The sequence below is a fragment of the Micromonospora sp. NPDC005206 genome, from assembly GCF_040608175.1.
Lineage (GTDB): Bacteria > Actinomycetota > Actinomycetes > Mycobacteriales > Micromonosporaceae > Micromonospora.
On sequence record NZ_JBEXHU010000006.1, the window covers coordinates 71607 to 92115 of the forward strand.

Below are 20509 nucleotides of genomic sequence, written 5' to 3' on the forward strand. Positions count from 1 at the left end.
GGCTCAGCTGCGGCGGACCTCGCCGACGCCGTGCAGGAACGCGCGCCAGGCCGGCGCGTCGAAGGTGAGCACCGGGCCGGGCCGGTCCTTGCTGTCCCGGACGGCGACCCGACCGTCGGCTGTCGCGACCTCCACGCAGTTGCCGTTGCCGCTGCTGCGCGTGCTGGTCCGCCAGTCCGCCCGGGTCAGGTCGTGCGCCGTCATCCGCGATACCTCTCGTCTGCGTCGGCGTGCCGCAGACGCGGTCACGCAAAGTTACGAGAAGCCTGCTCAAGACGGGTCAGCGACGCCGCCGGATCGAGCGCCAAGCGGCACAGCTCCTCATGCAGCAGGCTATACCCGAGCACCTGGTCGGCATCCTCCAGCGCCAGGCCCATCGTGAGGTTATCCAGGTAAACTACGGACGCGTCGGCGGCGTCGGCGAAGTTGAGGATCACGTACGGGGTGCTCATCGCGGGATGCCCGCCGGCCGCGAATGGAAGTACCTGGATTGTCACGTTCGGTAGTTGCGCGATCCGGGTCATGTGGACCACCTGTTCGGCCATCACGGCGTTGCCGCCGACCGGGCGCAGGAGCACCGCCTCATTGAGCACCACCGACAACTGGACCGGGTCGTCGCGGCGCAGCACCTCCTGCCGGTGCAGCCGTGCCGCCACCTTGCGCTCCACGCCGTCCTCGCCCGCGGTGCGCCGGTAGATCTCCCGGGCGTACGCCTCGGTCTGCAACAGCCCCGGCACGGACTCGGCCTCGTACGTGCGCAGCGCCGCCGCCTCGGCCTCCAGCCCGACGTAGAACTCGAACCACTCGGGCAGCACGTCGCTGTAGTTCTGCCACCAGCCCCGCTGCTGTGCGCTCCGGGCGATCTCGATCAGCGCCTCGGCGTCGGCTCCGGTCACCTGGTAGAGCGCGAGCGCCGCTCGGACGTCGCGCGGCTTGATGCCGATCTGCGCGGTCTCGATCCGGGAGAGGTTGCTCTTGGACATGTCGAGCTGGCGGGCCGCCACATCGAGGGTCATGCCCGCGCGTTCGCGGAGCTGGCGCAGCTCCCGGGCGATGCGTCGACGGCGCACGGTCGGGCTGGCGGCGAGTGGGACGGCGGGGGTGGCGGTCACCCTCCGAGTCTGTCACGACAAGATCCGCAGGTCGGACCTGCACGGAGTGCAACTTTCAAATCTGGGAGTTGCATTGCGGTAGCTGTCGGTGCATCCTTTGCCGGTCGCGATCACTGTGGACACACCCGTGCGGGAGGACCGTTTGCTCATCGCCGACGAGTTTTTCCTGATCGCTCACAACGACAGTCGCGGCAAGGCAAAACTCCACCCGGCCGCGACCGGGCTCGGCCTGGCCGGCGGGCTGCTCGGCGAGCTGATCCTGTATGGACACATCACCGTCTCCGGCGGGCACGTCACCGTCATCGACCGGCGCCCGCCGGGCGACGCGCTGGCGCACACCGTGCTCGACCAGTTGATCGGCGAGTCCCAGCACCAGGCGGTGCGTACCTGGCTCAGCTTCCTGGCGCAGAGCGCGACGACCTCGGTGGGGGAGCGGCTGGCCCGGGCCGGCATGCTGCGCCGCCAGGAGAGCCGCCGGCTGCTGCGCACCTCGGTCAGCTACCTGCCGGTCGACCTCAACGCGGTGGCCTGGCCGGCCACCCGGCTGCGGGCCCTGCTGGACCGGCCGGACCCGCCGAGCGTGCCGGACGCCCTGCTGCTCGGCCTGGTGGTGGCCGCCGGGCTGACCCGTGAGGTGCTGTGGAGCGCCGGCCCCCGTGCCCACCACCGGCTGAACGTCCTCCTCCCCGCGCTGCCGGCGCCCCTGAAGGAACTCGTCGGGCACACCGAGGCTGCGGTCGGCGCCGCCGTGCTTCGTGGCGTCCCATGATTCCCCGGTAACCCCCACCCTCCCCTCGACAACCGGAGTAGTCGTATGCCCCCGACATCGACAGTCGACCGACCCAGCAACGTTTCCGAAGCCCTTGCCCGAGGCCGCCTCGGCGTCCCCTCGGTGATCTTCTTCGTGCTCTCCGCCGCGGCGCCACTGACGGTGGTGGCCGGTGTCGTCACCACCGGCTACGGCGTCATCGGGGTGACCGGCATCCCGCTGGCCTTCCTGGTGGTCGCCGCGGTGCTCGCCCTGTTCTCGGTGGGCTACGTGGCGATGTCCCGCCGGGTGGAGAACGCCGGCGCCTTCTACGCCTACATCTCCCGTGGCCTGGGCCGGCCGGCCGGCGTGGGCGCCGCCTGGGTGGCGCTGATCGCGTACAACGCGCTTCAGGTCGGGCTCTACGGCACCATCGGCGTCGCCGCCGAGCCGGTGCTCGACCGGATCTTCGGTGGGCACCCGCACTGGTCGATCGTCGCCCTGGTGGCGTGGGCGCTGGTCGGCCTGCTCGGCCTGCTCCGGGTGGACATCAACGGCCTGGTGCTGGCGGCGCTGCTGGTCGCCGAGATCGTGGTGATCCTGATCTTCGACCTGGGGCAGCTGGGCAACCCGGCCGACGGCCAGGTCAGCTTCGCCGCGTTGTCGCCGGACAACCTCTTCGTGCCCGGATTGGGCGCGGTGCTGGTGCTGGCCATCCTCGGCTTCGTCGGCTTCGAGTCCGCGGTGGTCTTCAGCGAGGAGAGCAAGGACCCGAAGCGCACGGTGCCGCTGGCGACGTACCTCTCGGTCGCGATCATCGCCGGGCTGTACGCGCTCTCCTCCTGGACCATGACGGTCGCCGTCGGACCGGACCGGATCGTGGCCGAGGCCGGTGAGCAGAGCGTCGGGCTGATCTTCAACCTGGCCGGTGCGCAGCTCGGCGACACCGCGGTCACCATCGGCCAGGCGCTCTTCCTGACCTCGGTGCTGGCCGCGATGATCTCGTTCCACAACACCACGGCCCGCTACACCTTCGCGCTCGGCCGGGAGCGGGTGCTGCCGGCGGTGTTCGGGCAGACCTCGCCGCGCAGCGGCGCGCCGCGGGCCGCCTCGCTGGCGCAGAGCGTCCTCGGCCTGCTGGTCATCCTGCTGTACGCGGTCAACGGCTGGGACCCGGTGGTCAAGCTGTTCTTCTGGGGCGGCACCACCGGCGGGTTCGGTGTGCTGCTGCTGATCGCCACCACCTCGGTGGCCGTGATCGCCTACTTCCTCCGCTCCGGTGGCGGGGAGACGTTCTGGCGGCGGGTCATCGCACCCGGGCTGGCCACCATCGCGCTCTTTGTGATCATCTGGCTGGCCGTGTCGAACTTCGCCAACCTGCTCGGCGTCGCGCCGGACTCCTCCCTGCGCTGGGCGCTGCCCGCGGTGTACCCGGTGGCGGCCGCGTTGGGCGTCGGCTGGGCGCTGGTGCTGCGCGGCAGCCGTCCGGACACGTACGCCCGGATCGGCCTCGGCGCGGAGAGCGCCGCGGCCGCCGTGCAGCCGGTGGAGCAGTCGCCGGCACCGGCCGGCTCGGAGGCGCCGCGATGAGCGTGGCCATCGAGCGGCTCGGTCCCGAAGACACCGCGCTGGTGGCCGGCCGGACCGCGCAGGCGTTCACCGTCCTGGAGGTGACCCGCTGGCTGGTGCCGGACGCGAGCAAGCGGGAGGCCGTGCTGGCCGGGAACTTCGAGATCCTGGTCGAGCACGCGATGCGGCACGGTCTGGTGTATGCCAGCGCGGACCGGGCCGCGGTCGCGGTCTGGTTCCCCTCGGTCGGCGACTCGGCTCCGCCGCCGCCCGACTACGACGCCCGGCTCGCCGCCGCCTGCGGTGAGTGGACCGACCGGTTCGAGCATCTCGACGAGTTGTTCGCGGCGAACCACCCGCATCCGGACCACCACCATCTGGCCTTCCTGGCGGTCCAGCCGGACCGGCAGGGGCAGGGGCTGGGCACCGCGCTGCTGGAGCACCACCACGCCTGGCTGGACGCCAACGGGATGCCCGGTTACCTGGAGGCGAGCAGCCCGCGTAGTCGGGACCTGTACGCGCAGCACGCCTACCGGGCCGGCGAGCCGTTCCGGGTGCCCGATGGCACGCCGTTCTGGCCGATGTGGCGGGAGCCGGTGAGCCGCTGACGGGACCGGCCGGGCGCTGCCGCCCGGTGCGCAGAGCTGACGTGCTGTAATGCTCGCGTGACAGTTCGTACGCGCGATCGAGGGCCGGGTCCGCGGACCCGGCCCTCGATCGGAACCGCTTAGTACGTGCCGTCGAGCTGGCCGCGCAGCTTGGTGAGCGCCCGGGCCAGCAGCCGGGAGACGTGCATCTGCGAGACGCCGATCTGCTCGGCGATCTGCGACTGCGTCAGGTTGCCGTAGAACCGCAGGGTGAGGATCTTCTGCTCCCGCTCGTCGAGCGTGGCTAGCGCCGGGCCCAGGGCGACCCGCAGCTCAGCCAGCTCGAACTCCGCGTCCTCGCCGCCGAGCATGTCGCCCAGCTCGGTGGCGCGCTCGCCGTCGCCGGTCGGGGTGGACAGCGACACCGCGTTGTATGCCCGGGCGCCTTCCAGACCCTCCAGCACCTCTTCCTCGGTGAGCCCGAGGTGGGTGGCGATGTCGGCGACCGTCGGCGAGCGGCCGAGGGTCTGCAGGAGTGAGCTGTTGGCGTCGGAGATGGACAGCCGCAGCTCCTGGAGCCGGCGGGGCACCCGGATGTCCCAGGTGCGGTCGCGGAAGTGCCGCTTGAGCTCGCCGATGATCGTGGGGATGGCGTACCCGGCGAAGTCGACGCCGCGGGACGGGTCGAACTTGTCGATGGCCTTGATCAGGCCGACCGCGGCGGTCTGTGCCAGATCGTCGGTGGGCTCGCCCCGCCCGCTGTAGCGGTGGGCGAGGTGGTTGGCCAGCGGCAGCCAGGCCTCGATCGCCCGGTCCCGCAGCGCGGCGCGCGACGGGTGGGTGGTCGGCAGTGCGGCCATGGCGTTGAGCAGATCCGTGGCGCTGTCGGTGAGCGTCCGCGGGTCGAGCTTCACGCTCTTGGCGGTGGCACTCGGCTGCTCGCTGATCGTTGGCGCGGTCATTGGGTGGTCCTCCCTGCACCTCGTCCGCGGACAAAAAGACGTGACGCTTTGGTTTAGCTTCGTATGGGCCGTTCGGGACTCACCTTAACCTGATCGTCTCCCCAAAATCTAGCCGAAAGGCTGATGTACTTAAGCCGTTTCAGGTCGTAAAACATACAAAATGGGTGGCTGCTTTGGCTGTTGTGAGGTCTCTTGCGGGTTGCGGCACCCATTGCTCGGCCGCCCGGCCACCCCGCGCCGGCCTGACCGGTCGGCCCACGGCAGCCGGCCGAGCGGTCAACATAAAATCCGACATCTGGGCCGAGGTGTCTACTATCCGTCGTTGTCCCGCCGGTGGGACTGGCCGTAACGTCGCCTCTACATACCCGGTTCGGAGGCACCGTGCTCGATCCAGCCGCTCCCCAGCTAGTCGTGAACAGTCGCACGCTCTACTTCAGCTGGTTGCCGGCGGATCCGGACGCGGTGGCCGCTCTGGTCCCGGCCGGCCTGCGGCCCCGCCCGGACCGGCAGGTGTTCCTCAACCAGTACATCGTCGACGACGAGACGCAGACCTCCGGCTTCGGCGCCTACTCGCTGACCTACCTCGGCGTCTCGCTGACCGGCGTGGACGCCCCCGGCGGCCTCAGCCCCGGCGGCTGGTGGACCCACTACGTGGCATCCAGCCGCACGGTCCGGGAATACGCCGCCGCGCGCGGCGCCCCGGCGATCACCGGCCGCACCAGTATCGAGGTGCGCGGCGGCCACCTGGTCTCGGTGACCGAGGCCGACGGGGCGCCGCTGATCCGGGCCCGCTGCCAGGTCGGCGAGACCGGCCATGTGATCAACAGCGGGCACCACCGCTACTTCACCCGCCGCGACGGTCAACTGCTCAGCGCCGTCTACCCGTTCGTGGCGGAGCCGGTCGCACCGTTCGAGATCGAGTCGGTCGAGTTCCTGGAGCCCGGCCACCCGATGTACGCGCTACGGCCGGCCAACCCGCTGACCATCGGCTTCGGCTACTACTCGCCACGCTCCTCGTTCGCCTACCCCGGCGGGCTGAGCGTGTATCCGGGCGCGAGCGGCCCGCCACCGGCGACGGCCCGGCCGGCTCACCATGTGCCGGCCAACCTGGCCCGCAGCGGCCTGCCGTCCGGGTCGTAGACCAGCCGGTACACCGGCAACGCCCAAATGCGGGTGTACCAGGGAAGTCGATCGGGACGATGCGGGCGTAACCGGCCGGGAGGACGGGTGCCCACCTGGCCGCCGTCGTACCACCGTTGCAGCGCGTCGGCAGCGGCCGTGACGGCCGCGACGGCGTCGGTGGGGTCCAGCAGGTCGGCGTCGTCCGCGCCGCCCGGGTCGCGGTCCAGGTGTTCGCGCCAGAGCCGCAGCCGCAACTCCCGGGCGAAGACCCGTGCCCCGTCGCCCTGCCCGGCCGGGTCGGTGGGCTCCCGCTGGTCGCGGGTGTCGTCGAGCACCGCACAGGACAACTCGCTGTCGTGCGTCCACGAGCGGCGGTTGAAGTTGTCGCTGCCCACGCTGGCCCAGACGTCGTCGACCACGCAGATCTTCGCGTGCACGTAGACCGGGTCGCCGGCGTGGTTCTCCACGTCGAACACGTGCACCCGGTCCGGCGCTGCCCGCTCGCACAGCGACAACGCCTGCTCACGGCCGACCGTGTTCGGTGGCAGCGCGAGCCTGCCGTCCACGTCCGGGTGCCGGGGCACCACGGCGATCAGGTGCAGCTCCGGGTTGTCACGCAGGGCGTGCGCGAACAGGTCCGCCACCTCGCTCGACCAGAGGTACTGGTCCTCCAGGTAGATGAGCCGGCGGGCACGGCGTACCGCCTTGGTGTAGCCCCGGGCCACGGACCGTTCGCCGTGCGGCGCGAAGGAGTAGCGCGGTCGGACGGCGGGGTAGGTGCGCAGCACCTGGATCTGGTGCGGACCGCAGGGCTGCGGGTCGGCCGGCTGCTCGGGCAGCGGGTCGGGGCGCAGGTCCGCGCCGCGCAGTCGGTCCCGCAGGTAGGCCGTCGGGTTCTCCGAGTCCAGCGGCATCGGGTCGGTCCAGCGCTCCCGGAACACGGTGTCCAGTGCACCGACCACCGGGCCGCGCACCGCGAGCTGCACGTCGTGCCAGGGCGGGTTGGGGCCGTACCGGGGAGACATCCGCACCGGCTGCGGGTCGCCGTGGTGCCCGGCGTCGTCCCGCCGGCTGTGGCACAGGTCGATTCCGCCGGCGAACGCGATGTCCCGTTCCGGGGCGCTCGGATGCCGCAGCACCACCAGCTTCTGGTGGTGCGAGCCGCCACGGCGGACCCGCTGGTCGAGCAGCACCTCCCCACCGGCCGCGGAGATCACCTCGCTGAGGTCGCGGTTCTCCGCTTCGCTGTAGGCCAGCGCGTCGAGGTGCGAGCGCCAGATCAGCCCCTTGACCACCACCCCGCGCTGCGCGGCCTGGGCGAAGAGCTGGGCCACGGTCGGGCCGTCCGGGCGTAGCCGCTGGTCCGGATCGCCCCGCCAGTCGGTGAAGAAGAGGTGGTCGCCGGCCGTCAGCGCCTCCACCTCGTCGACCAGCCGGTCGAAGTACGCCGCACCGTGAATTAGTGGCTCGGCGAGGTTTCCGCTGGCCCAGACGGGTAACCCAGAGATTGGGTTGGCCCGTTCCTGCGCGGTGAGGAACCAGTCCTGCAACGGCAACGTCCAGCCCCCCGGAGGTCGGCAACGTCCTCACCGTAGGACCCCCGACCCGGGTCCGCACGCCAGGGCCGGCAGACCGGCGACCTGGCCGACGCGACAACAACCGAGGAGGCCACACCATGCCCCGCGAGACGACGAACCCCGTGACCGAGTACCGCGAGCCGGCGGTGGAGAGCGAACGGGGGGCGTTGGTAGCGGTGTTGCTCATGGTGATTCTCGGCGTGGCTGGGATTTTCGCCGTCTCCTGAGGCGGCGCCGGCGCCCCGGGTGTACGGGGGCGCCGGCGCCGATCTCAGCGGTTGACGTGGTCAGGGCCGGGCGCCCTGGCCGCCGGTGTGCGGCAGCCGCTCGGTGGGAATCACGCCGAGCCGACCGGCCTGGTAGTCCTCGAACGCCTGGACCAGCTCGTCCCGGGTGTTCATCACGAACGGGCCGTACTGTGCCACCGGCTCCCGGATCGGCTGGCCACCCATGATGTAGAGGTCCAGTGCAGGGGTGTTGCTGTCCTGCGTGGTGTCCGCGCTGAAGCGCAGCGCGTCGCCCGGACCGTGCACCGCGAGCTGCCCGGTCCGTACCGGCCGACGGTCGGCGCCGACGGTGCCGCGCCCGCCGAGCACGTACACCAGGGCGTTGAACTCCGGCTGCCACGGCAGGTCGACCTGCGCTCCCGGCTGCACGGTGACGTGCGTGATGGTGATCGGGGTGAAGGTGGAGCCCGGGCCGCGGTGCCCGGCCACCTCACCGGCGATGACCCGGATCAGCGCACCGCCGTCGGCTGTCGTGAGCAGCGCCGACTCCCGGCCCCGGATGTCCTGGTAGCGCGGCGGGTTCATTTTGGCCGCGCGGGGCAGGTTGACCCAGAGTTGGGTGCCGTGGAAGAGCCCACCGCTCATCACGAGGTGCTCCGGCGGGGCCTCGATGTGCAGCAGTCCACTGCCGGCGGTCATCCACTGGGTGTCGCCGTCGGTGATGGTGCCGCCGCCACCGTGCGAGTCCTGGTGGTCGAAGACGCCGTCGATGATGTAGGTGACGGTCTCGAAGCCACGGTGCGGGTGCCAGGGGGTGCCCTTCGGCTCGCCCGGCGCGTAGTCCACCTCACCCATCTGGTCGAGGTGGATGAACGGGTCCAGGTCGGTCGTCGGCACCCCCGCGAAGGCCCGGCGGACCGGGAAGCCCTCGCCCTCGAAGCCGCTGGGCGCGGTGGTCACCGTGCGGACCGGGCGGATCTTGGCGGACTCGTCGAGCTGCGGCAGGCGGGGCAGGACGAGGACGTTCTCAACGGTGATCGCGGGCATCGAAGGCTCCTAGTTCGTGGCGTGGGTGGTCGACGTGGCCCGGGCCGCCCGTAGGCGGTCGCCGAGCCGGCCGAAGACCCGGGTGAGGCAGGCGACCTCGGCGTCGTCGAGGTCGTCCATCAGGTGGGTGCGCACCGACGCCAGATGGTGCGGCGCGGCTTCCCGTAGAGCGAGCAGCCCGGCGGCGGTGAGCACCGCCTCGCTGCCCCGTCGGTCGTCCGGGCAGGGCTCCTTGCTGACCAGGCCGCGGCGTTGCATTGAGGAGATCTGGTACGTCAACCGGCTGGGTGAGAAGACGAGTCGGCCGGCCAGCTCACCCATCCGCAGCCGCTGCCCCGGTGCCTCGGAGAGCAGGACCAGCACGTGGTAGTCGGCGAAGCTGAGATCGCTGTCGGCCCGAAGGTCGTCTTCCAGCTGGGTGTAGAGGCGCTGGCTGGCCTCGATGTAGGCGCGCCAGGCGGCCTCTCGGGTGCTGTCCAGGCTCTCTGTCACGTCCACGACGATAGCACTCATTCAAAATTTAACTAGTGCCCTTGAGCGTCGTCTGGATCACGTCCACGCCGCCCTGGTACAGCGCTCGTACAGCTTTGAAAGGAGTCGTCGGTGGTCCGGCGGTGGAGCCGGCGGGTGATGTGCCAGACTCCGCCCTCGTGGAACACGTGGAGCTCACCGCCGCCGACCTGTTGCTGCGCCCGTGGCGGGACGCGGACGCCCCCTCGGTGCGCGACGCCCTGCGCGACCCGGCCATCGCCCAATGGAACCCACACCGCGGCGGCCCGATCGACGACGAGGCCGCCCTGTCGTGGGTACGCCACCGGGCCGACTGGTCCGGCGGCGACCACGCCTCGATGGCGGTAACGGCCGCGGTCGGCGGGGAACTGCTGGGCTCGGTGTCCGTGTACCACATCCACCACGGCGACGCGTCCATCGGCTACTGGACGGTGCCGGCGGCGCGCGGGCGCGGGGTGGCGGTGCGGGCGGTCGTCCGGCTCACCGACTGGGCGTTCGCCGACCTCGGGCTGCACCGGGTGGAGCTGTGCCACGCGGTGGCCAACCAGGCGTCCTGCCGGGTCGCCCACCGGGCCGGCTACCTCGCGGAAGGGACGCTGCGCGAGTCGTACCGGTACGGCGACGGCCGCCGCCACGACGAGCACCTGCACGCCCGCCTGTCCACCGACCGATAGGCCCTCGGTGGACGGCGGCTCACTCGATCACCCTCCGCAGGAACGCGCCGAGGGTGGTCGTCGTGCGGTCGATCTTCTCCTCCAGGGTGATCGTCTCGTCCAGGCGGCGCCCGGCGTCCTTCTTGCCCCGCAGGTAGTACGAGCAGGCCAGGTCGGAGCAGATGTAAACGCCGACGGAGTTGCCCTGCCGCCCGTCCCGGCCTGCTCCGCGGGCCGTCATCAGCGCGACGCCGTACCCGGTGTGCGTGGTCAGGCACAGCGAGCACATGCTGCGCCGGGCGCGCCCGGTGTGCGGGGCCACCCGCAACGCCACCCCGACCAACCCGCTGTCGGACTCGGCGACCAGGTAGGCCCGCTGCGGGGCGGCGCCGTCCCGCCACCCGAAGAAGTCGAGGTCGTCCCACGGTCGCACTTCGAGATCGTTCGGTACGGCCAGCCGCTTCGCCTCGCCCTGGGTGCAGTTGACGAAGGACGCGCGGATGGCGCGCTCAGTTATCGCTAGCATAGGTAGTAGCCTAGCTCTCCTAGGCAAGCAAATAACACGACTAGGTTGGGAGTGTGCGGCATGGCACGTGCGGGGGTGACCGCCGAGCGTCTGACCCTGGCCGCGGCCGAGCTGGCCGACGAGATCGGCATGGAGAACGTGACCGTCGCCGCGCTCGCCCGGCGCTTCGGCGTCAAGGACGCGAGCCTGTACTTCCACATCAGGAACGCACACGACCTGCGGGTAAGGGTGGCGCTGCTGGCGCTCGCGGAACTTGCCGACCGGGTCGCCGCCGCCCTCGCCGGCCGCGCGGGCAAGGACGCGTTGGTGGCCTTCGCCAACGCGTACCGGGACTACGCGACGCGGCACCCGGGCCGGTACGCCGCGATGCAGATCGACCTCGACCCGGAGACGGCCGCCGCGAGCGCCGGCGTCCGGCACGCGGAGATGACGCGAGCGATCCTGCGTGGCTACCGGCTCTCCGAACCCGACCAGACCGACGCGGTACGGATGATGCACAGCACGTTCCACGGATTCGTGAGCCTGGAGAAGACCGGCGGCTTCCGGCACACCCGCCGGACGACGGACGCCTCCTGGGCTCGAACGCTGGACGCTCTCGACGCGGTCCTCAGCAACTGGCCGTTCACGGGGAGCACCGGTGCGGAGACCGCTCGGTGACGGACGGCGACCGCCTAGGCTCGACGGCGTGGACGAACTGGAGCTGGCCGACTGGCGGGAACGGATAGCCCGGCTGTACCTGTCCGACGTCGACCTGGCCGGGTTCCGCGCCGGCCGTGATCAGCTCTTCGCCACCCACCCGCAGAGCCCGATCCCGGCGGCGGAGCGACCCGGCTTCACCGGAGTGCGCTACTTTCCGCCCAACCCGGCCGCCGTGGTGGAAGCACCCCTGCGCCCGGCCAGCGGCGAGCTGCGGATCGACACCGGCGGCCCGGACGGGGTGGTCGCGTACCGGCGGGTCGCGGTCGCGCAGACGTCGTGGGGGCCGCTGACCCTGTGGTGGATCGAGGCGTACGGGGGCGGGCTGTTCGTGCCGCTGCGCGACGGGACCTGCGGACAGGACACCTACGGCGGAGGTCGGTACCTCACCGACACGGTGAAGGGCACCTTCGGCCGGGGCGTCGAGCTGCTGCCCGGCGACCGGGTCCGGCTGGACGCCAACTATCTCTACAACCCGAGCTGCGCGTACGACGACCGCTGGGCGTGTCCGTTGGCGCCGCCCGAGAACCGGCTCGACGTGCCGCTGCGGGCCGGCGAGCTGGCGTACCACGACTGAACGGCCGCCCCGGCGTGCTGCCGGGACGGCCGTTCGAACCGCTCTCAGCCGGCGTCCGTCGCCGAACCGGACATCTGCATCCGACCCAGCAGCTGCCGGGCCTGGTCGGCGAGTTGCGCGTCGACGATCACCGCGTACTGGCCGGCGCGGAGCGAACTGGCCGAGGTGAAGTCCCGCTGCCCGCCGGTCATCGCGTGCGCGACCGCGCCGAACACCGCACCCCAGATCGCGCCGATGACCAGCCCGACCAGGATCACCGCCAGCCAGTTGCCCACGGTGAAGATGCCGAACAGCAGGCCGATGAAGAGCCCGAACCAGGCGCCGGTGCCGGCGCCGAGCAGGGCGGACCGACCGGTGGTCATCCGCCCGAGCACCGTCTCCACCAGCGTGAGGTTGGTCCCGACGATCGCACTGTGCTCCACCGGGAAGCGGTTGTCGGCGAGATAGTCGACCACCCGCTGTGCGGCCGGATAGTCCGGATACGAGCCGATCGTCACGGTGGGCGGGCCGGTCTCCGGTCCGTGCCCGTCACCGGACGGTGCCGACGGACGGCCGGCCGGGCCGGACGGCAGCAGATCGCCACCCTGTGTGCCGGGCCGCCACGCGGCGGCCGGCCCCGAAGCTGACGTCATGAGCATCCTCCCTCGTCAAGTCGTCCGGGTTCCCGCCCGCGCCGGCCGGTAACGCCAGCAACCAGGGTGGATGCCGTGCCGCCCGCCAGGAATGCGCCTGGATGCCCCGGGTAGGTAACCGGGTGCGGAGCGGACAGATCAGCGACCACGGCTTCCTCGCCGACGGCCGCAGCGCGGCGCTGGTGGACCGCTCGGGCTCGGTGAACTGGTGGTGCCCGGGCCGGTTCGACGCGCCGTCGGTGTTCGGGCGACTGCTCGACGACGACGCCGGGCACTGGTCGATCCGGCCGGAGGGCGATTTCAGCGTCGATCGCTGCTACCTCGACGACACCCTGGTGCTGCGGACCGTCTTCCGCACCGGGCAGGGGGAGGTGGCGCTGACCGACGCGCTCGCCTTCGAGCCCGGGGCGCGCGGCCACGACATCGGGATGCGCTCGCCGCAGGTGCTGGTCCGCAGCGTGCGGGGCCTCTCCGGCGAGGTCCCGATGCGGGTGCACTACCGGCCACGCTTCGAGTACGGGCGGACCACCGCGTTCCTCGTGGAGCGGGGCGGCATGCTGGATGCCGTCGCCGGGGCGGCGCGGCTCACCCTGCGGGGAAGTGTGCCGCTGTGCTGTGGCGAGGGCGAGGCCACCGGCACCTTCACCGCCCGCGCCGGTTCGATCCACAACTTCACGCTCGGGTACGCCCCGACCTACGACGCGCCGGCGCCGGAGGTGCCGGACGCCGATCGGACGATCACCGACACGGCCGCCGGGTGGCGGTCCTGGGTCGAACAGCACGAATACCGGGGGTGTTACTCCGAACAGGTGCGACGCAGCGCGCTGGTGGTGCAGGGCATGACGTACCGGCCCAGCGGAGCCGTGGTGGCCGCGGCGACCACCTCGCTGCCGGAGAAGCTCGGCGGAAACCGGAACTACGACTACCGCTACGTCTGGGTGCGCGACTTCAGTCTCACCCTGCGGGCGCTGTGGCGCTCGGCCTGCTTCCACGAGGTGCAGCGGCAGTTCTCCTGGGTGAGCCGGGCGATGGGCCGGATCGGCGACGAACCGGTGCCGATCATGTACGGGGTGCAGGGGGAGCGGGACCTCACCGAGCACCGCCTGGAGCACCTCGCCGGGTACCGCGGCAGCCCGCCGGTGCTCATCGGCAACGACGCGTGGCGGCAGCGGCAGACCGACATCTTCGGCGAGGCGCTGGACGCCGCCTGGCTGATGCGCGACAAGTTGGAGCCGATGGAGCCGGACGTGCGCAACGTGCTGCGGGTGCTCGCCGACCAGGCCGTGGTGGACTGGCGGAAACCGGACGCGGGCATGTGGGAGGAGCGCGGGATCGAACACCACCACGTGTCCTCGAAGGTGCAGTGCTGGGTCGCGCTGGACCGCGCGGTCCGCTTCGGTGACGAGCTCGGTGGACCGGAGGACGTGGAACGCTGGGCGGCCGCCCGCGACGAGGTGCGCGCGACGGTACTGGAGCAGGGGTGGAGCGACCGGCTCGGTGCGTACAGCGGGAGTTTCGGATCCGACGACCTGGACGCCTCGGTGCTGGTGATGCCACTGGTGGGTTTCCTGGCGGCCGACGACCCACGGATGCGCGCGACGGTCCGAGCGGTGGAGCGGCGGTTGTCCCACGACGGCCTGCTGCGACGCTGGGACGGCGACCCGGCGGGCTTCGTCATCTGCTCGTTCTGGCTGGTGGGCTGCCTGGCGATGGGAGGGGAACTGGACCGGGCGCACGGGTTGTTCCGCCGGCTGGCCGGGCGGGTCAACGACCTCGGCCTGTTCGCCGAGCAGATCGACCCGCTGACCGGCGAGCAGATGGGCAACTTCCCCCAGGCGTTCTCGCACATCGGCCTGATCAACGCCGCCGGTCAGCTCACGGACGTCGAACGGGACCCGGCGCTGCGGCATCGCGGCGTGCCACCGCCGCACTTCACCCCGACGCGGTCCTGAGCGGGCTGGGGGACAATGCCGGGATGCGGCTGGTGCTCACGGCGGACACCCACCTACCGAAGCGGGCCCGGGATCTGCCCGGGCCGCTCTGGCAGGCGATCGAGGCGGCGGACGTGGTGCTGCACGCCGGCGACTGGGTGGACGAGTCGCTGCTCGACGCGATGACCGCGCGCTCCCGTCGGCTGATCGGGGTGTACGGCAACAACGACGGCCCGGCGCTGCGCGCCCGGCTGCCGGAGGTGGCCCGGGCTGACCTCGACGGCCTGCGGGTGGCCGTGGTGCACGAGACCGGCCCCCGGGCCGGCCGCGAGCAGCGCTGCGCGGCCCGCTTCCCCGACGTCGATTTGCTCCTCTTCGGGCATTCGCACATCCCCTGGGACACCGAAGCCCCCGGTGGCCTACGCCTGCTCAACCCCGGCTCACCCACCGACCGCCGCGCCCAGCCCCACGCCACCTATCTCACGGCCGAGGTGGACGCCGGCCGCCTGACCCGGGTCGAGCTGCACCGGCTGCCCCGCCGCTGACCCCGGTCGCGCTTGGTTGCTGCGGTCCGTCAGCGTCATCACCCTCTCTTCGAACAAGCGTGCCAATACCCGGATCTTCGCGCGTTCATGCCTGCTCGGCGCGTCCGCCGGCACCTACGATCACCCGATGAGCGTGGACCGGTCAGGTGTGGTGGTGGTCGGAGCGGGCATCGCCGGGGTGGCCTGCGCCGTGGAGCTGGCCGCGGCCGGGGTGCCGGTGCAGGTCCGGGAGCGGGGGCACGTCCGCGGCGGCCGGATGGCCAGCAAACGCTTCGACGGCCGCCCCGCCGACATCGGCGCCGCCTACTTCACCGCCAGCGACCCCGACTTCGCCGCGCTGGTCGAGCAGTGGCGCGCCGCCGGCCTGGTCCGCGAATGGACCGACACCTTCCAGGCGTACGACCAGGACGGGCGCCGCGACGTGCCCGGGCCGATGCGCTTCGCCGCGCCGCGCGGACTGCGTTCACTGGTCGAACACCTGGCCGGCGCGGTGCCGGTGACCGTCGACCGGTTGGTGCTCACCGTGGAACCCGGGCCGGTCGTGGACGGGCAGCCGTGCGCGGCGGTCGCCCTGGCCATGCCGGGCCCGCAGGCCGCCCTGCTGCTCGACCCGGCCCTGGCCGACGCCACCCGCGTCGCGCAGGCGCAGCGCTGGTCGCCCTCGCTGGCCGCGGTGCTGCGCTTCCCGACCCGGCGCTGGCCGGACTTCCGGGGCGCGTTCGTCAACGACCACCCGGTGCTCAGCCTGGTCTGCGACGACGGCGACCGGCGGGGCGACGGCGCCCCGGTGCTGGTCGCGCACACCGTGCCGGAGTTCGCCGCCGGGCACCTCGCCCAGCCCACCGGAGCCGGCCCGGTGATCGAGCATGCGGTCCGGGACCTGCTGGGGTTGCCCGAGGTGGCGGCCGACGTGCACGTGCACCGATGGACGTACGCGAAGCCCACCACCGCCGGGGGCGGCACCCATCACCTGGACGCCGACGGGATCGGCCTGGCCGGCGACGCGTTCGGCAAGCCCCGGGTGCAGAGCGCCTGGCGCTCCGGTCGGGACCTCGGCCGTGCCCTGGCGGCCCGCCTCAGCTGAGGACGCCGACCGCCGGCTGGCCGCCGGTTTCCGATGGGCCGGGGCTCAGGCGTGGCCGGCGACGCGCTGGGCGGGCACGCCTCGTTCGGCCGGGTCGCTGGTCCGTGCGCCCTTACGGTCCAGCAACTGCATGACCGGGGTCGCCGCGACGCCGTGCACCACCACGGAGACGAGCACCACCAGCCCGACCGTGGCCCAGAGCAGCTCCGCCTGCGGGAAGTCCGCCTTCGTGGTCGCGTACGCCAGGTAGTAGAACGAGCCCACACCGCGGATGCCGAACAACGAGATGACCCAATGCTCGGCCGGCCGGCCCGGCGCGCCCCGCAGCGACAACCAGCCGACCAGCGGTCGGACCAAGAACACCAGCGCCACCCCGACGGCCGCAGCCGGCCAGGTCAGCGGAGCGAGCAGGCCCCCGACGATGGCGCCGCCGAGCAGCAGCAGCAGCACCAGGGTGAGCAGCCGTTCGATCTGCTCCGCGAAGTCGTGCAGCACCGAGTGGAACTCGTGGGTCCGCTCGGCGGCCCGGATCGCGCGGGCGGCCACGAACACCGCCAGGAACCCGTACCCGCCGACCACCTCCACCAGCCCGTACGCCAGGAAGGTGGCGGCCAACGCCAGGAAACCCTCGGCGTGCCGGGCCAGCCGCAGATGGCTGGGCGCCCGGAAGAACAGCTTGCCGAGCAACCAACCGATGAGCAGGCCGCCGCCGACCCCGACGCCGACCTTCCAGAGCACATCGACGGTGAACCAGTCGACCAGCCAGTCCCGCGGCGCGAGGCTGGTCGAGGCGATGGCGATGGCCGCGTAGACGAACGGGAACGCCAGCCCGTCGTTGAGGCCCGCCTCGGAGGTCAACGCGAAACGGACCTCATCCTCGGAGTCCTCCACGTCGGTCGGCTCGCCGACCTGCACGTCGGCCGCGAGCACCGGGTCGGTCGGGGCCAGGGCGGCGCCCAGCAGCAGCGCGCCGGCCGGCACCAGCCCGGCCCACCACCAGCCGAGCAGCGCCACCGCCGCGATGCACAGCGGCATCGCGATGACCAGCAGGCGCCACGTGGACGACCACTTCGCCCAGCTCAACGGTCGGTCGATCTTGAGCCCGGCGCCCATCAGGGCGACGATCACCCCGATCTCGGTCAGGTGGGTGGTCAGCTCGGGGTGGGCCAGCGGGTCCGGTGTGGGCAGTCCGACCGGCAGCAGGAAGACCAGCATCCCCAGGGCGAGGAAGGCGATCGGCATGGACAGCGGCCGCCGCTCCAGCACCCGGGGCAGGATCCCTGCGAGCAGGGCGCCCAGGCCCACCAGCGCGAACGCCACGTCTACCGGCTCCACCGTGCCACCCTCCGACCACGGGTTGCGGGCAGGTGGTGACACACCATGCCCCGCGAGTCGTACGGGTAAGCCTCCGCGACGAGCCGAACAGGAGGGTCGCGACCTGTTGGCCGCCGAGCGTGCATGAGTGTGCACGGGGTGACTATAGTTGCGTATGATGCTCCTGTGAATCTGACGGAGTGGGCACGTGCGCAGGGGATCAGTCCCCACACGGCGTATCGCTGGTTCCGTCAGGGCACCTTGCCGGTCCCGGCTCAGCGGGTTGGCCCCCGCATGATTTTGGTGAATGTGGACGCCAACAGCGCGCCGGCCTCCACGGGTGGCCTGGGTCTGTACGCCCGGGTCTCGTCCCACGATCAGAAGACCGATCTGGAGCGCCAGGTTGCCCGACTGTCGGGGTGGGCGGCCAAGGCCGGCCACCGGGTGGTGCGTGTGGAGTCCGAGATCGGCTCGGGCATGAACGGCGCCCGGTCGAAGGCCCGGCGTCTGCTGGCCGACCCGGACGTGAGCACTGTCGTGGTTGAACATAAGGACCGGCTGGGTCGCATGAACGTCGAACTGGTCGAGGCCGCGCTGGCCGCCCACGGTCGCCGGCTGGTGGTGCTGGACGAGGGCGAGGTCGATAACGACCTGGTCCGCGACATGGTTGAGGTGCTGACGTCGTTTTGTGCTCGCCTGTACGGGCGCAGGTCGGCCCGCAATCGGGCCAGGAAGGCGCTGGAGGCCGCCGAACATGGCTGACCTCCGCTCGATCGACGAGCCGTTCGTCGCCCTCGGCCCGACCGGGGTCGCCATCCGCGACCGCCTCAAAGGTCTCACGGCGCGAGACGAGGAGATCCTGCGCCTGGTGGGTGCACACCTGGGCTCGCTCGCGGCGAAGGACCTCAAGGTTCGGTGTGCCGACCGGCTGGAGCACTCCACGCACGCGTGGGCGGCGCGTAAGCGCGACCTGACGCCTGGCTCGTCGGCCCGGTGGGCAGGGGCGATCACCAAGGCCACGCACGACCAGTGGGCGCTGGCCCGCAGGTGCCAGCTAGTACACATCGGTAACCTCGAAGCTGGGGTCGCGATGATTCGACATCGGCTGTCCCTGCCGGTCGGCCAGCGCGGCACCAAGGGCGTACCGGGCGGCTACCGCAGTCGGCAGGAGTGGTTCGCCAAGAGTCGCCGTCTGCACGTGCTGATGGAGCGGCTGGAGCGGGAGCGGGCCGACCGTGAGGCCGGGGTCGTGCATGTGATGCGCGGCGGGAAGCGGCTCGCCCGCAACCGCCACAACCTGGCCCAGGCTGGACTGACCGGGGCGCAGTGGCGCGACCGCTGGGAAGCGCAGCGCTGGTTCCTTCAGGCCGACGGGGAGTCGGGTAAGCGGTACGGCAACGAGACGATCCGCGTCACCCCCGGCGGCGAAGCGTCGATCAGACTGCCCGCACCGCTGGCCGGACTGGCGAACGCCCCCCACGGCCGGTATGTCCTCGCGGCGAAGGCGCGGTTCCCACATCGGGGCCAGGAGTGGGTCGACCGTATCGAGACCAACCGGGCGGTCGCCTACCGTATCCACCACGACGCGCGGCGCGGACGCTGGTACATCACCGCGTCCTGGCAGTACGCGCCCACCAAGACGGTCCCGCTGCAGGCCGCCCTCGCCGACGGCGCGATCGGGGTGGATACCAATGCCGATCACATCGCCGCCTGGCGGCTCGACGTTCACGGCAATCCAGTCGGCAACCCACGCCGGTTCCACTACGACCTGTCCGGCACCGCCGAGCACCGTGACGCCCAGCTGCGTCACGCCCTGACTCGGCTGCTGAACTGGGTGAAGGTCTGCGGCGTGAAAGCTGTCGCCATCGAGGACCTGAACTTCGAAGCGGAGAAGACCCGGGAGAAGCACGGCCGCCGCAAACGGTTCCGCAGTCTCATATCCGGGATGCCTGTCAGTAAGCTGCGCGCCCGGCTCACGTCGATGGCCGAGGCGCCCGGCATTGCGATCGTCGCGGTCGACCCCGCATACACCTCCAAGTGGGGCGCCCAGCACTGGCAGAAGCCCCTAACCAGCAGAACCCGCACCGCAACTCGCCACGACGCCGCCGCCGTGGCGATCGGACGACGCGCCCAGGGTCACCCGATCCGGCGTCGGACGGCACCGCCCCCAGCTCACCAGAGTGATGGGCAGGGGCATCGGACCGTCCAGGCCGGACCGGGTGACCCTGAGCGCGAGGGAACCCGCCCCCGTAACTTCGGACCGCGGACACGATCCGTGCGCGCCGGATACGGGGCGAACGCGGGAGACCAGCGTGCCCAACACCGTTCGGGACACGCGGCTGAAAACACGCAACTCGTGCTCAGTCCCTAGGAACGGTTCCTCAGCGCGGGCGGGTGACCGGCGAATCGTCCAACGTGGCCAGCAGCGCGGCCGGGTCGTCGTACACCGCCACCGCGCCGGCGCCGGCCAGCTCGCCCCGGCTGGTGCCGCCGCAGGTCAACCCGACGCACGGGATGTCCAGCTTGCCGGCCGCCGCGACGTCCCAGACGGAGTCGCCGACGAAGACCAACCGCTCGGCGGCCAACTCGGACTGCTGAAGCGCGGCGACCAGGATGTCCGGGGCCGGTTTGCTCTGCTGGGCGTCCGCCGACGAGGTGACCGTGTCGACCACGTCGTCGGCGTTCAGCGCGCGGCGCAGCGCGCTGACCTCGTGTTCCGCGGCGGAGGTGGCCAGCACCACCCGCAGACCCCGCTCGGCGCAGGCCCGCAGCAGGTCCGCCGCCCCGGGCAGCGGCGTCAGCCGTTCCCAGTACTCGGCGTACAGGGTGTCGTGCGCGTCGCGCAGCTTCGCGTCGGCGTCGCGGTCCCGCTCCGGGCCGAGCAGGTGGTCGAGGAGCTTGTCCGAACCCATCCCGATCGACCGGTGCACGGTCGCCATCGGCACCGGCTGGTCGGACTGGCGCAGCGCCTCCCACCAGCTCACGGTGTGCAGATAGTTGGTGTCGACGAGCGTGCCATCGACGTCGAAGAGGACCCCGGCGGGTCGGTCGGTGCGCATGGGCGTCCTCCTACCCGTTCGGTGGCCGGCT

General features: G+C 71.7%; 23 protein-coding genes. 13 read left to right on the forward strand and 10 right to left on the reverse strand.

Annotated elements, in window-relative coordinates:
• Positions 1–3 precede the first annotated feature (3 nt).
• Entirely contained in the window at positions 4–204 is a 201-nt protein-coding gene (locus ABZU69_RS10375) for a DUF397 domain-containing protein (RefSeq protein ID WP_354964088.1), read from the reverse strand.
• A 41-nt stretch (positions 205–245) separates the two neighbouring features.
• Positions 246–1070 carry a helix-turn-helix transcriptional regulator gene (locus ABZU69_RS10380; protein WP_354964330.1) on the reverse strand — a complete coding sequence of 275 codons (825 nt, stop codon included), beginning with the start codon at positions 1068–1070 and terminating at the stop codon, positions 246–248.
• 169 nt (positions 1071–1239) lie between these two features.
• Between ABZU69_RS10380 and ABZU69_RS10385 the strand changes: the two genes are divergently transcribed.
• Genes ABZU69_RS10385 through ABZU69_RS10395 form a run of 3 tightly spaced genes read left to right on the forward strand, consistent with a single transcriptional unit; the run spans position 1240 to position 4037 of the window.
• Positions 1240–1881 carry a GPP34 family phosphoprotein gene (locus ABZU69_RS10385; protein ID WP_354964089.1) on the forward strand — a complete coding sequence of 214 codons (642 nt, stop codon included), beginning with the start codon at positions 1240–1242 and terminating at the stop codon, positions 1879–1881.
• 45 nt (positions 1882–1926) lie between these two features.
• A complete protein-coding gene (locus ABZU69_RS10390; protein ID WP_354964090.1) occupies positions 1927–3450 on the forward strand; it encodes an APC family permease in 1524 nt (507 codons plus the stop codon).
• A complete protein-coding gene (locus tag ABZU69_RS10395) occupies positions 3447–4037 on the forward strand; it encodes a GNAT family N-acetyltransferase (RefSeq protein WP_354964091.1) in 591 nt (196 codons plus the stop codon). The genes ABZU69_RS10390 and ABZU69_RS10395 overlap by 4 nt, the downstream gene beginning before the upstream one ends.
• Positions 4038–4156: 119 nt before the next feature.
• Here ABZU69_RS10395 and ABZU69_RS10400 read toward each other — a convergent pair whose 3' ends face one another.
• On the reverse strand, positions 4157–4978 hold the full coding sequence (locus ABZU69_RS10400; protein WP_354964092.1) for a SigB/SigF/SigG family RNA polymerase sigma factor: 822 nt from the start codon (positions 4976–4978) through the stop codon (positions 4157–4159).
• Positions 4979–5389: 411 nt separating this feature from the next.
• Here ABZU69_RS10400 and ABZU69_RS10405 point away from each other — a divergent pair, with 411 nt between their 5' ends.
• Positions 5390–6118, forward strand: coding sequence for a hypothetical protein (locus ABZU69_RS10405; RefSeq protein WP_354964093.1), 729 nt, complete (start codon positions 5390–5392; stop codon positions 6116–6118).
• Here ABZU69_RS10405 and ABZU69_RS10410 read toward each other — a convergent pair.
• Positions 6067–7656 carry a phospholipase D-like domain-containing protein gene (locus ABZU69_RS10410; protein WP_354964094.1) on the reverse strand — a complete coding sequence of 530 codons (1590 nt, stop codon included), beginning with the start codon at positions 7654–7656 and terminating at the stop codon, positions 6067–6069. The two genes, ABZU69_RS10405 and ABZU69_RS10410, sit on opposite strands and share 52 nt — an antisense overlap.
• 119 nt (positions 7657–7775) lie before the next feature.
• On the opposite strand from ABZU69_RS10410, the gene ABZU69_RS10415 reads away from it, so the two are divergent.
• Entirely contained in the window at positions 7776–7904 is a 129-nt protein-coding gene (locus ABZU69_RS10415) for a hypothetical protein (RefSeq protein ID WP_255787601.1), read from the forward strand.
• 60 nt (positions 7905–7964) lie between these two features.
• Here the strand turns inward: ABZU69_RS10415 and ABZU69_RS10420 are convergent, their stop codons facing one another.
• Together ABZU69_RS10420 and ABZU69_RS10425 are read right to left on the reverse strand one after the other, a co-directional pair.
• Positions 7965–8951, reverse strand: coding sequence for a pirin family protein (locus tag ABZU69_RS10420; RefSeq protein ID WP_354964095.1), 987 nt, complete (start codon positions 8949–8951; stop codon positions 7965–7967).
• Between the two features lie 9 nt (positions 8952–8960).
• Positions 8961–9443, reverse strand: coding sequence for a MarR family transcriptional regulator (locus tag ABZU69_RS10425; protein ID WP_354964096.1), 483 nt, complete (start codon positions 9441–9443; stop codon positions 8961–8963).
• Positions 9444–9601: 158 nt separating this feature from the next.
• On the opposite strand from ABZU69_RS10425, the gene ABZU69_RS10430 reads away from it, so the two are divergent.
• On the forward strand, positions 9602–10135 hold the full coding sequence (locus tag ABZU69_RS10430; protein ID WP_354964097.1) for a GNAT family protein: 534 nt from the start codon (positions 9602–9604) through the stop codon (positions 10133–10135).
• Positions 10136–10154: 19 nt separating this feature from the next.
• Here the strand turns inward: ABZU69_RS10430 and ABZU69_RS10435 are convergent, their stop codons facing one another.
• Positions 10155–10640, reverse strand: coding sequence for an FBP domain-containing protein (locus ABZU69_RS10435; protein ID WP_354964098.1), 486 nt, complete (start codon positions 10638–10640; stop codon positions 10155–10157).
• A gap of 60 nt (positions 10641–10700) precedes the next feature.
• On the opposite strand from ABZU69_RS10435, the gene ABZU69_RS10440 reads away from it, so the two are divergent.
• Positions 10701–11297, forward strand: coding sequence for a WHG domain-containing protein (locus ABZU69_RS10440; protein ID WP_354964099.1), 597 nt, complete (start codon positions 10701–10703; stop codon positions 11295–11297).
• A gap of 28 nt (positions 11298–11325) precedes the next feature.
• Positions 11326–11913, forward strand: a complete 588-nt coding sequence (locus tag ABZU69_RS10445) for a DUF1684 domain-containing protein (protein ID WP_354964100.1) — start codon at positions 11326–11328, stop codon at positions 11911–11913.
• Positions 11914–11957: 44 nt separating this feature from the next.
• Here ABZU69_RS10445 and ABZU69_RS10450 read toward each other — a convergent pair whose 3' ends face one another.
• Positions 11958–12545, reverse strand: a complete 588-nt coding sequence (locus ABZU69_RS10450; RefSeq protein WP_354964101.1) for a general stress protein — start codon at positions 12543–12545, stop codon at positions 11958–11960.
• 122 nt (positions 12546–12667) lie between these two features.
• On the opposite strand from ABZU69_RS10450, the gene ABZU69_RS10455 reads away from it, so the two are divergent.
• The 3 genes from ABZU69_RS10455 to ABZU69_RS10465 all read left to right on the forward strand — a co-directional run bounded on the left by ABZU69_RS10455 (position 12668) and on the right by ABZU69_RS10465 (position 16105).
• Positions 12668–14497: a glycoside hydrolase family 15 protein gene (locus ABZU69_RS10455; protein ID WP_354964102.1), complete on the forward strand. Its 1830-nt coding sequence runs from the start codon at positions 12668–12670 to the stop codon at positions 14495–14497.
• Between the two features lie 23 nt (positions 14498–14520).
• Positions 14521–15021, forward strand: coding sequence for a metallophosphoesterase (locus ABZU69_RS10460; RefSeq protein ID WP_354964103.1), 501 nt, complete (start codon positions 14521–14523; stop codon positions 15019–15021).
• Positions 15022–15148: 127 nt separating this feature from the next.
• Positions 15149–16105 carry an FAD-dependent oxidoreductase gene (locus ABZU69_RS10465; RefSeq protein WP_354964104.1) on the forward strand — a complete coding sequence of 319 codons (957 nt, stop codon included), beginning with the start codon at positions 15149–15151 and terminating at the stop codon, positions 16103–16105.
• Between the two features lie 45 nt (positions 16106–16150).
• On the opposite strand, the gene ABZU69_RS10470 is transcribed toward ABZU69_RS10465, so the two are convergent.
• On the reverse strand, positions 16151–17440 hold the full coding sequence (locus ABZU69_RS10470; protein WP_354964105.1) for a cation:proton antiporter: 1290 nt from the start codon (positions 17438–17440) through the stop codon (positions 16151–16153).
• Between the two features lie 165 nt (positions 17441–17605).
• Here ABZU69_RS10470 and ABZU69_RS10475 point away from each other — a divergent pair, with 165 nt between their 5' ends.
• Both ABZU69_RS10475 and ABZU69_RS10480 read left to right on the forward strand, forming a co-directional pair.
• Entirely contained in the window at positions 17606–18181 is a 576-nt protein-coding gene (locus ABZU69_RS10475) for an IS607 family transposase (RefSeq protein WP_354964106.1), read from the forward strand.
• A complete protein-coding gene (locus ABZU69_RS10480; RefSeq protein ID WP_354964107.1) occupies positions 18174–19790 on the forward strand; it encodes a hypothetical protein in 1617 nt (538 codons plus the stop codon). The genes ABZU69_RS10475 and ABZU69_RS10480 overlap by 8 nt, the downstream gene beginning before the upstream one ends.
• A 10-nt stretch (positions 19791–19800) precedes the next feature.
• Here ABZU69_RS10480 and ABZU69_RS10485 read toward each other — a convergent pair whose 3' ends face one another.
• Positions 19801–20478, reverse strand: coding sequence for an HAD family hydrolase (locus tag ABZU69_RS10485; protein ID WP_354964108.1), 678 nt, complete (start codon positions 20476–20478; stop codon positions 19801–19803).
• Positions 20479–20509: the final 31 nt, after the last annotated feature.

Excerpts from the sequence above, each read along its gene's own strand:
- ABZU69_RS10375 (WP_354964088.1), bottom strand. The coding sequence starts at position 204 with ATGACGGCGCACGACCTGACCCGGGCGGACTGGCGGACCAGCACGCGC.
- ABZU69_RS10390 (WP_354964090.1), top strand. The coding sequence starts at position 1,927 with ATGCCCCCGACATCGACAGTCGACCGACCCAGCAACGTTTCCGAAGCC.
- ABZU69_RS10395 (WP_354964091.1), top strand. The coding sequence starts at position 3,447 with ATGAGCGTGGCCATCGAGCGGCTCGGTCCCGAAGACACCGCGCTGGTG.
- ABZU69_RS10400 (WP_354964092.1), bottom strand. The coding sequence starts at position 4,978 with ATGACCGCGCCAACGATCAGCGAGCAGCCGAGTGCCACCGCCAAGAGC.
- ABZU69_RS10415 (WP_255787601.1), top strand. The coding sequence starts at position 7,776 with ATGCCCCGCGAGACGACGAACCCCGTGACCGAGTACCGCGAGCCGGCG.
- ABZU69_RS10420 (WP_354964095.1), bottom strand. The coding sequence starts at position 8,951 with ATGCCCGCGATCACCGTTGAGAACGTCCTCGTCCTGCCCCGCCTGCCG.
- ABZU69_RS10435 (WP_354964098.1), bottom strand. The coding sequence starts at position 10,640 with ATGCTAGCGATAACTGAGCGCGCCATCCGCGCGTCCTTCGTCAACTGC.
- ABZU69_RS10440 (WP_354964099.1), top strand. The coding sequence starts at position 10,701 with ATGGCACGTGCGGGGGTGACCGCCGAGCGTCTGACCCTGGCCGCGGCC.
- ABZU69_RS10450 (WP_354964101.1), bottom strand. The coding sequence starts at position 12,545 with ATGACGTCAGCTTCGGGGCCGGCCGCCGCGTGGCGGCCCGGCACACAG.
- ABZU69_RS10460 (WP_354964103.1), top strand. The coding sequence starts at position 14,521 with ATGCGGCTGGTGCTCACGGCGGACACCCACCTACCGAAGCGGGCCCGG.
- ABZU69_RS10465 (WP_354964104.1), top strand. The coding sequence starts at position 15,149 with ATGAGCGTGGACCGGTCAGGTGTGGTGGTGGTCGGAGCGGGCATCGCC.
- ABZU69_RS10480 (WP_354964107.1), top strand. The coding sequence starts at position 18,174 with ATGGCTGACCTCCGCTCGATCGACGAGCCGTTCGTCGCCCTCGGCCCG.
- ABZU69_RS10485 (WP_354964108.1), bottom strand. The coding sequence starts at position 20,478 with ATGCGCACCGACCGACCCGCCGGGGTCCTCTTCGACGTCGATGGCACG.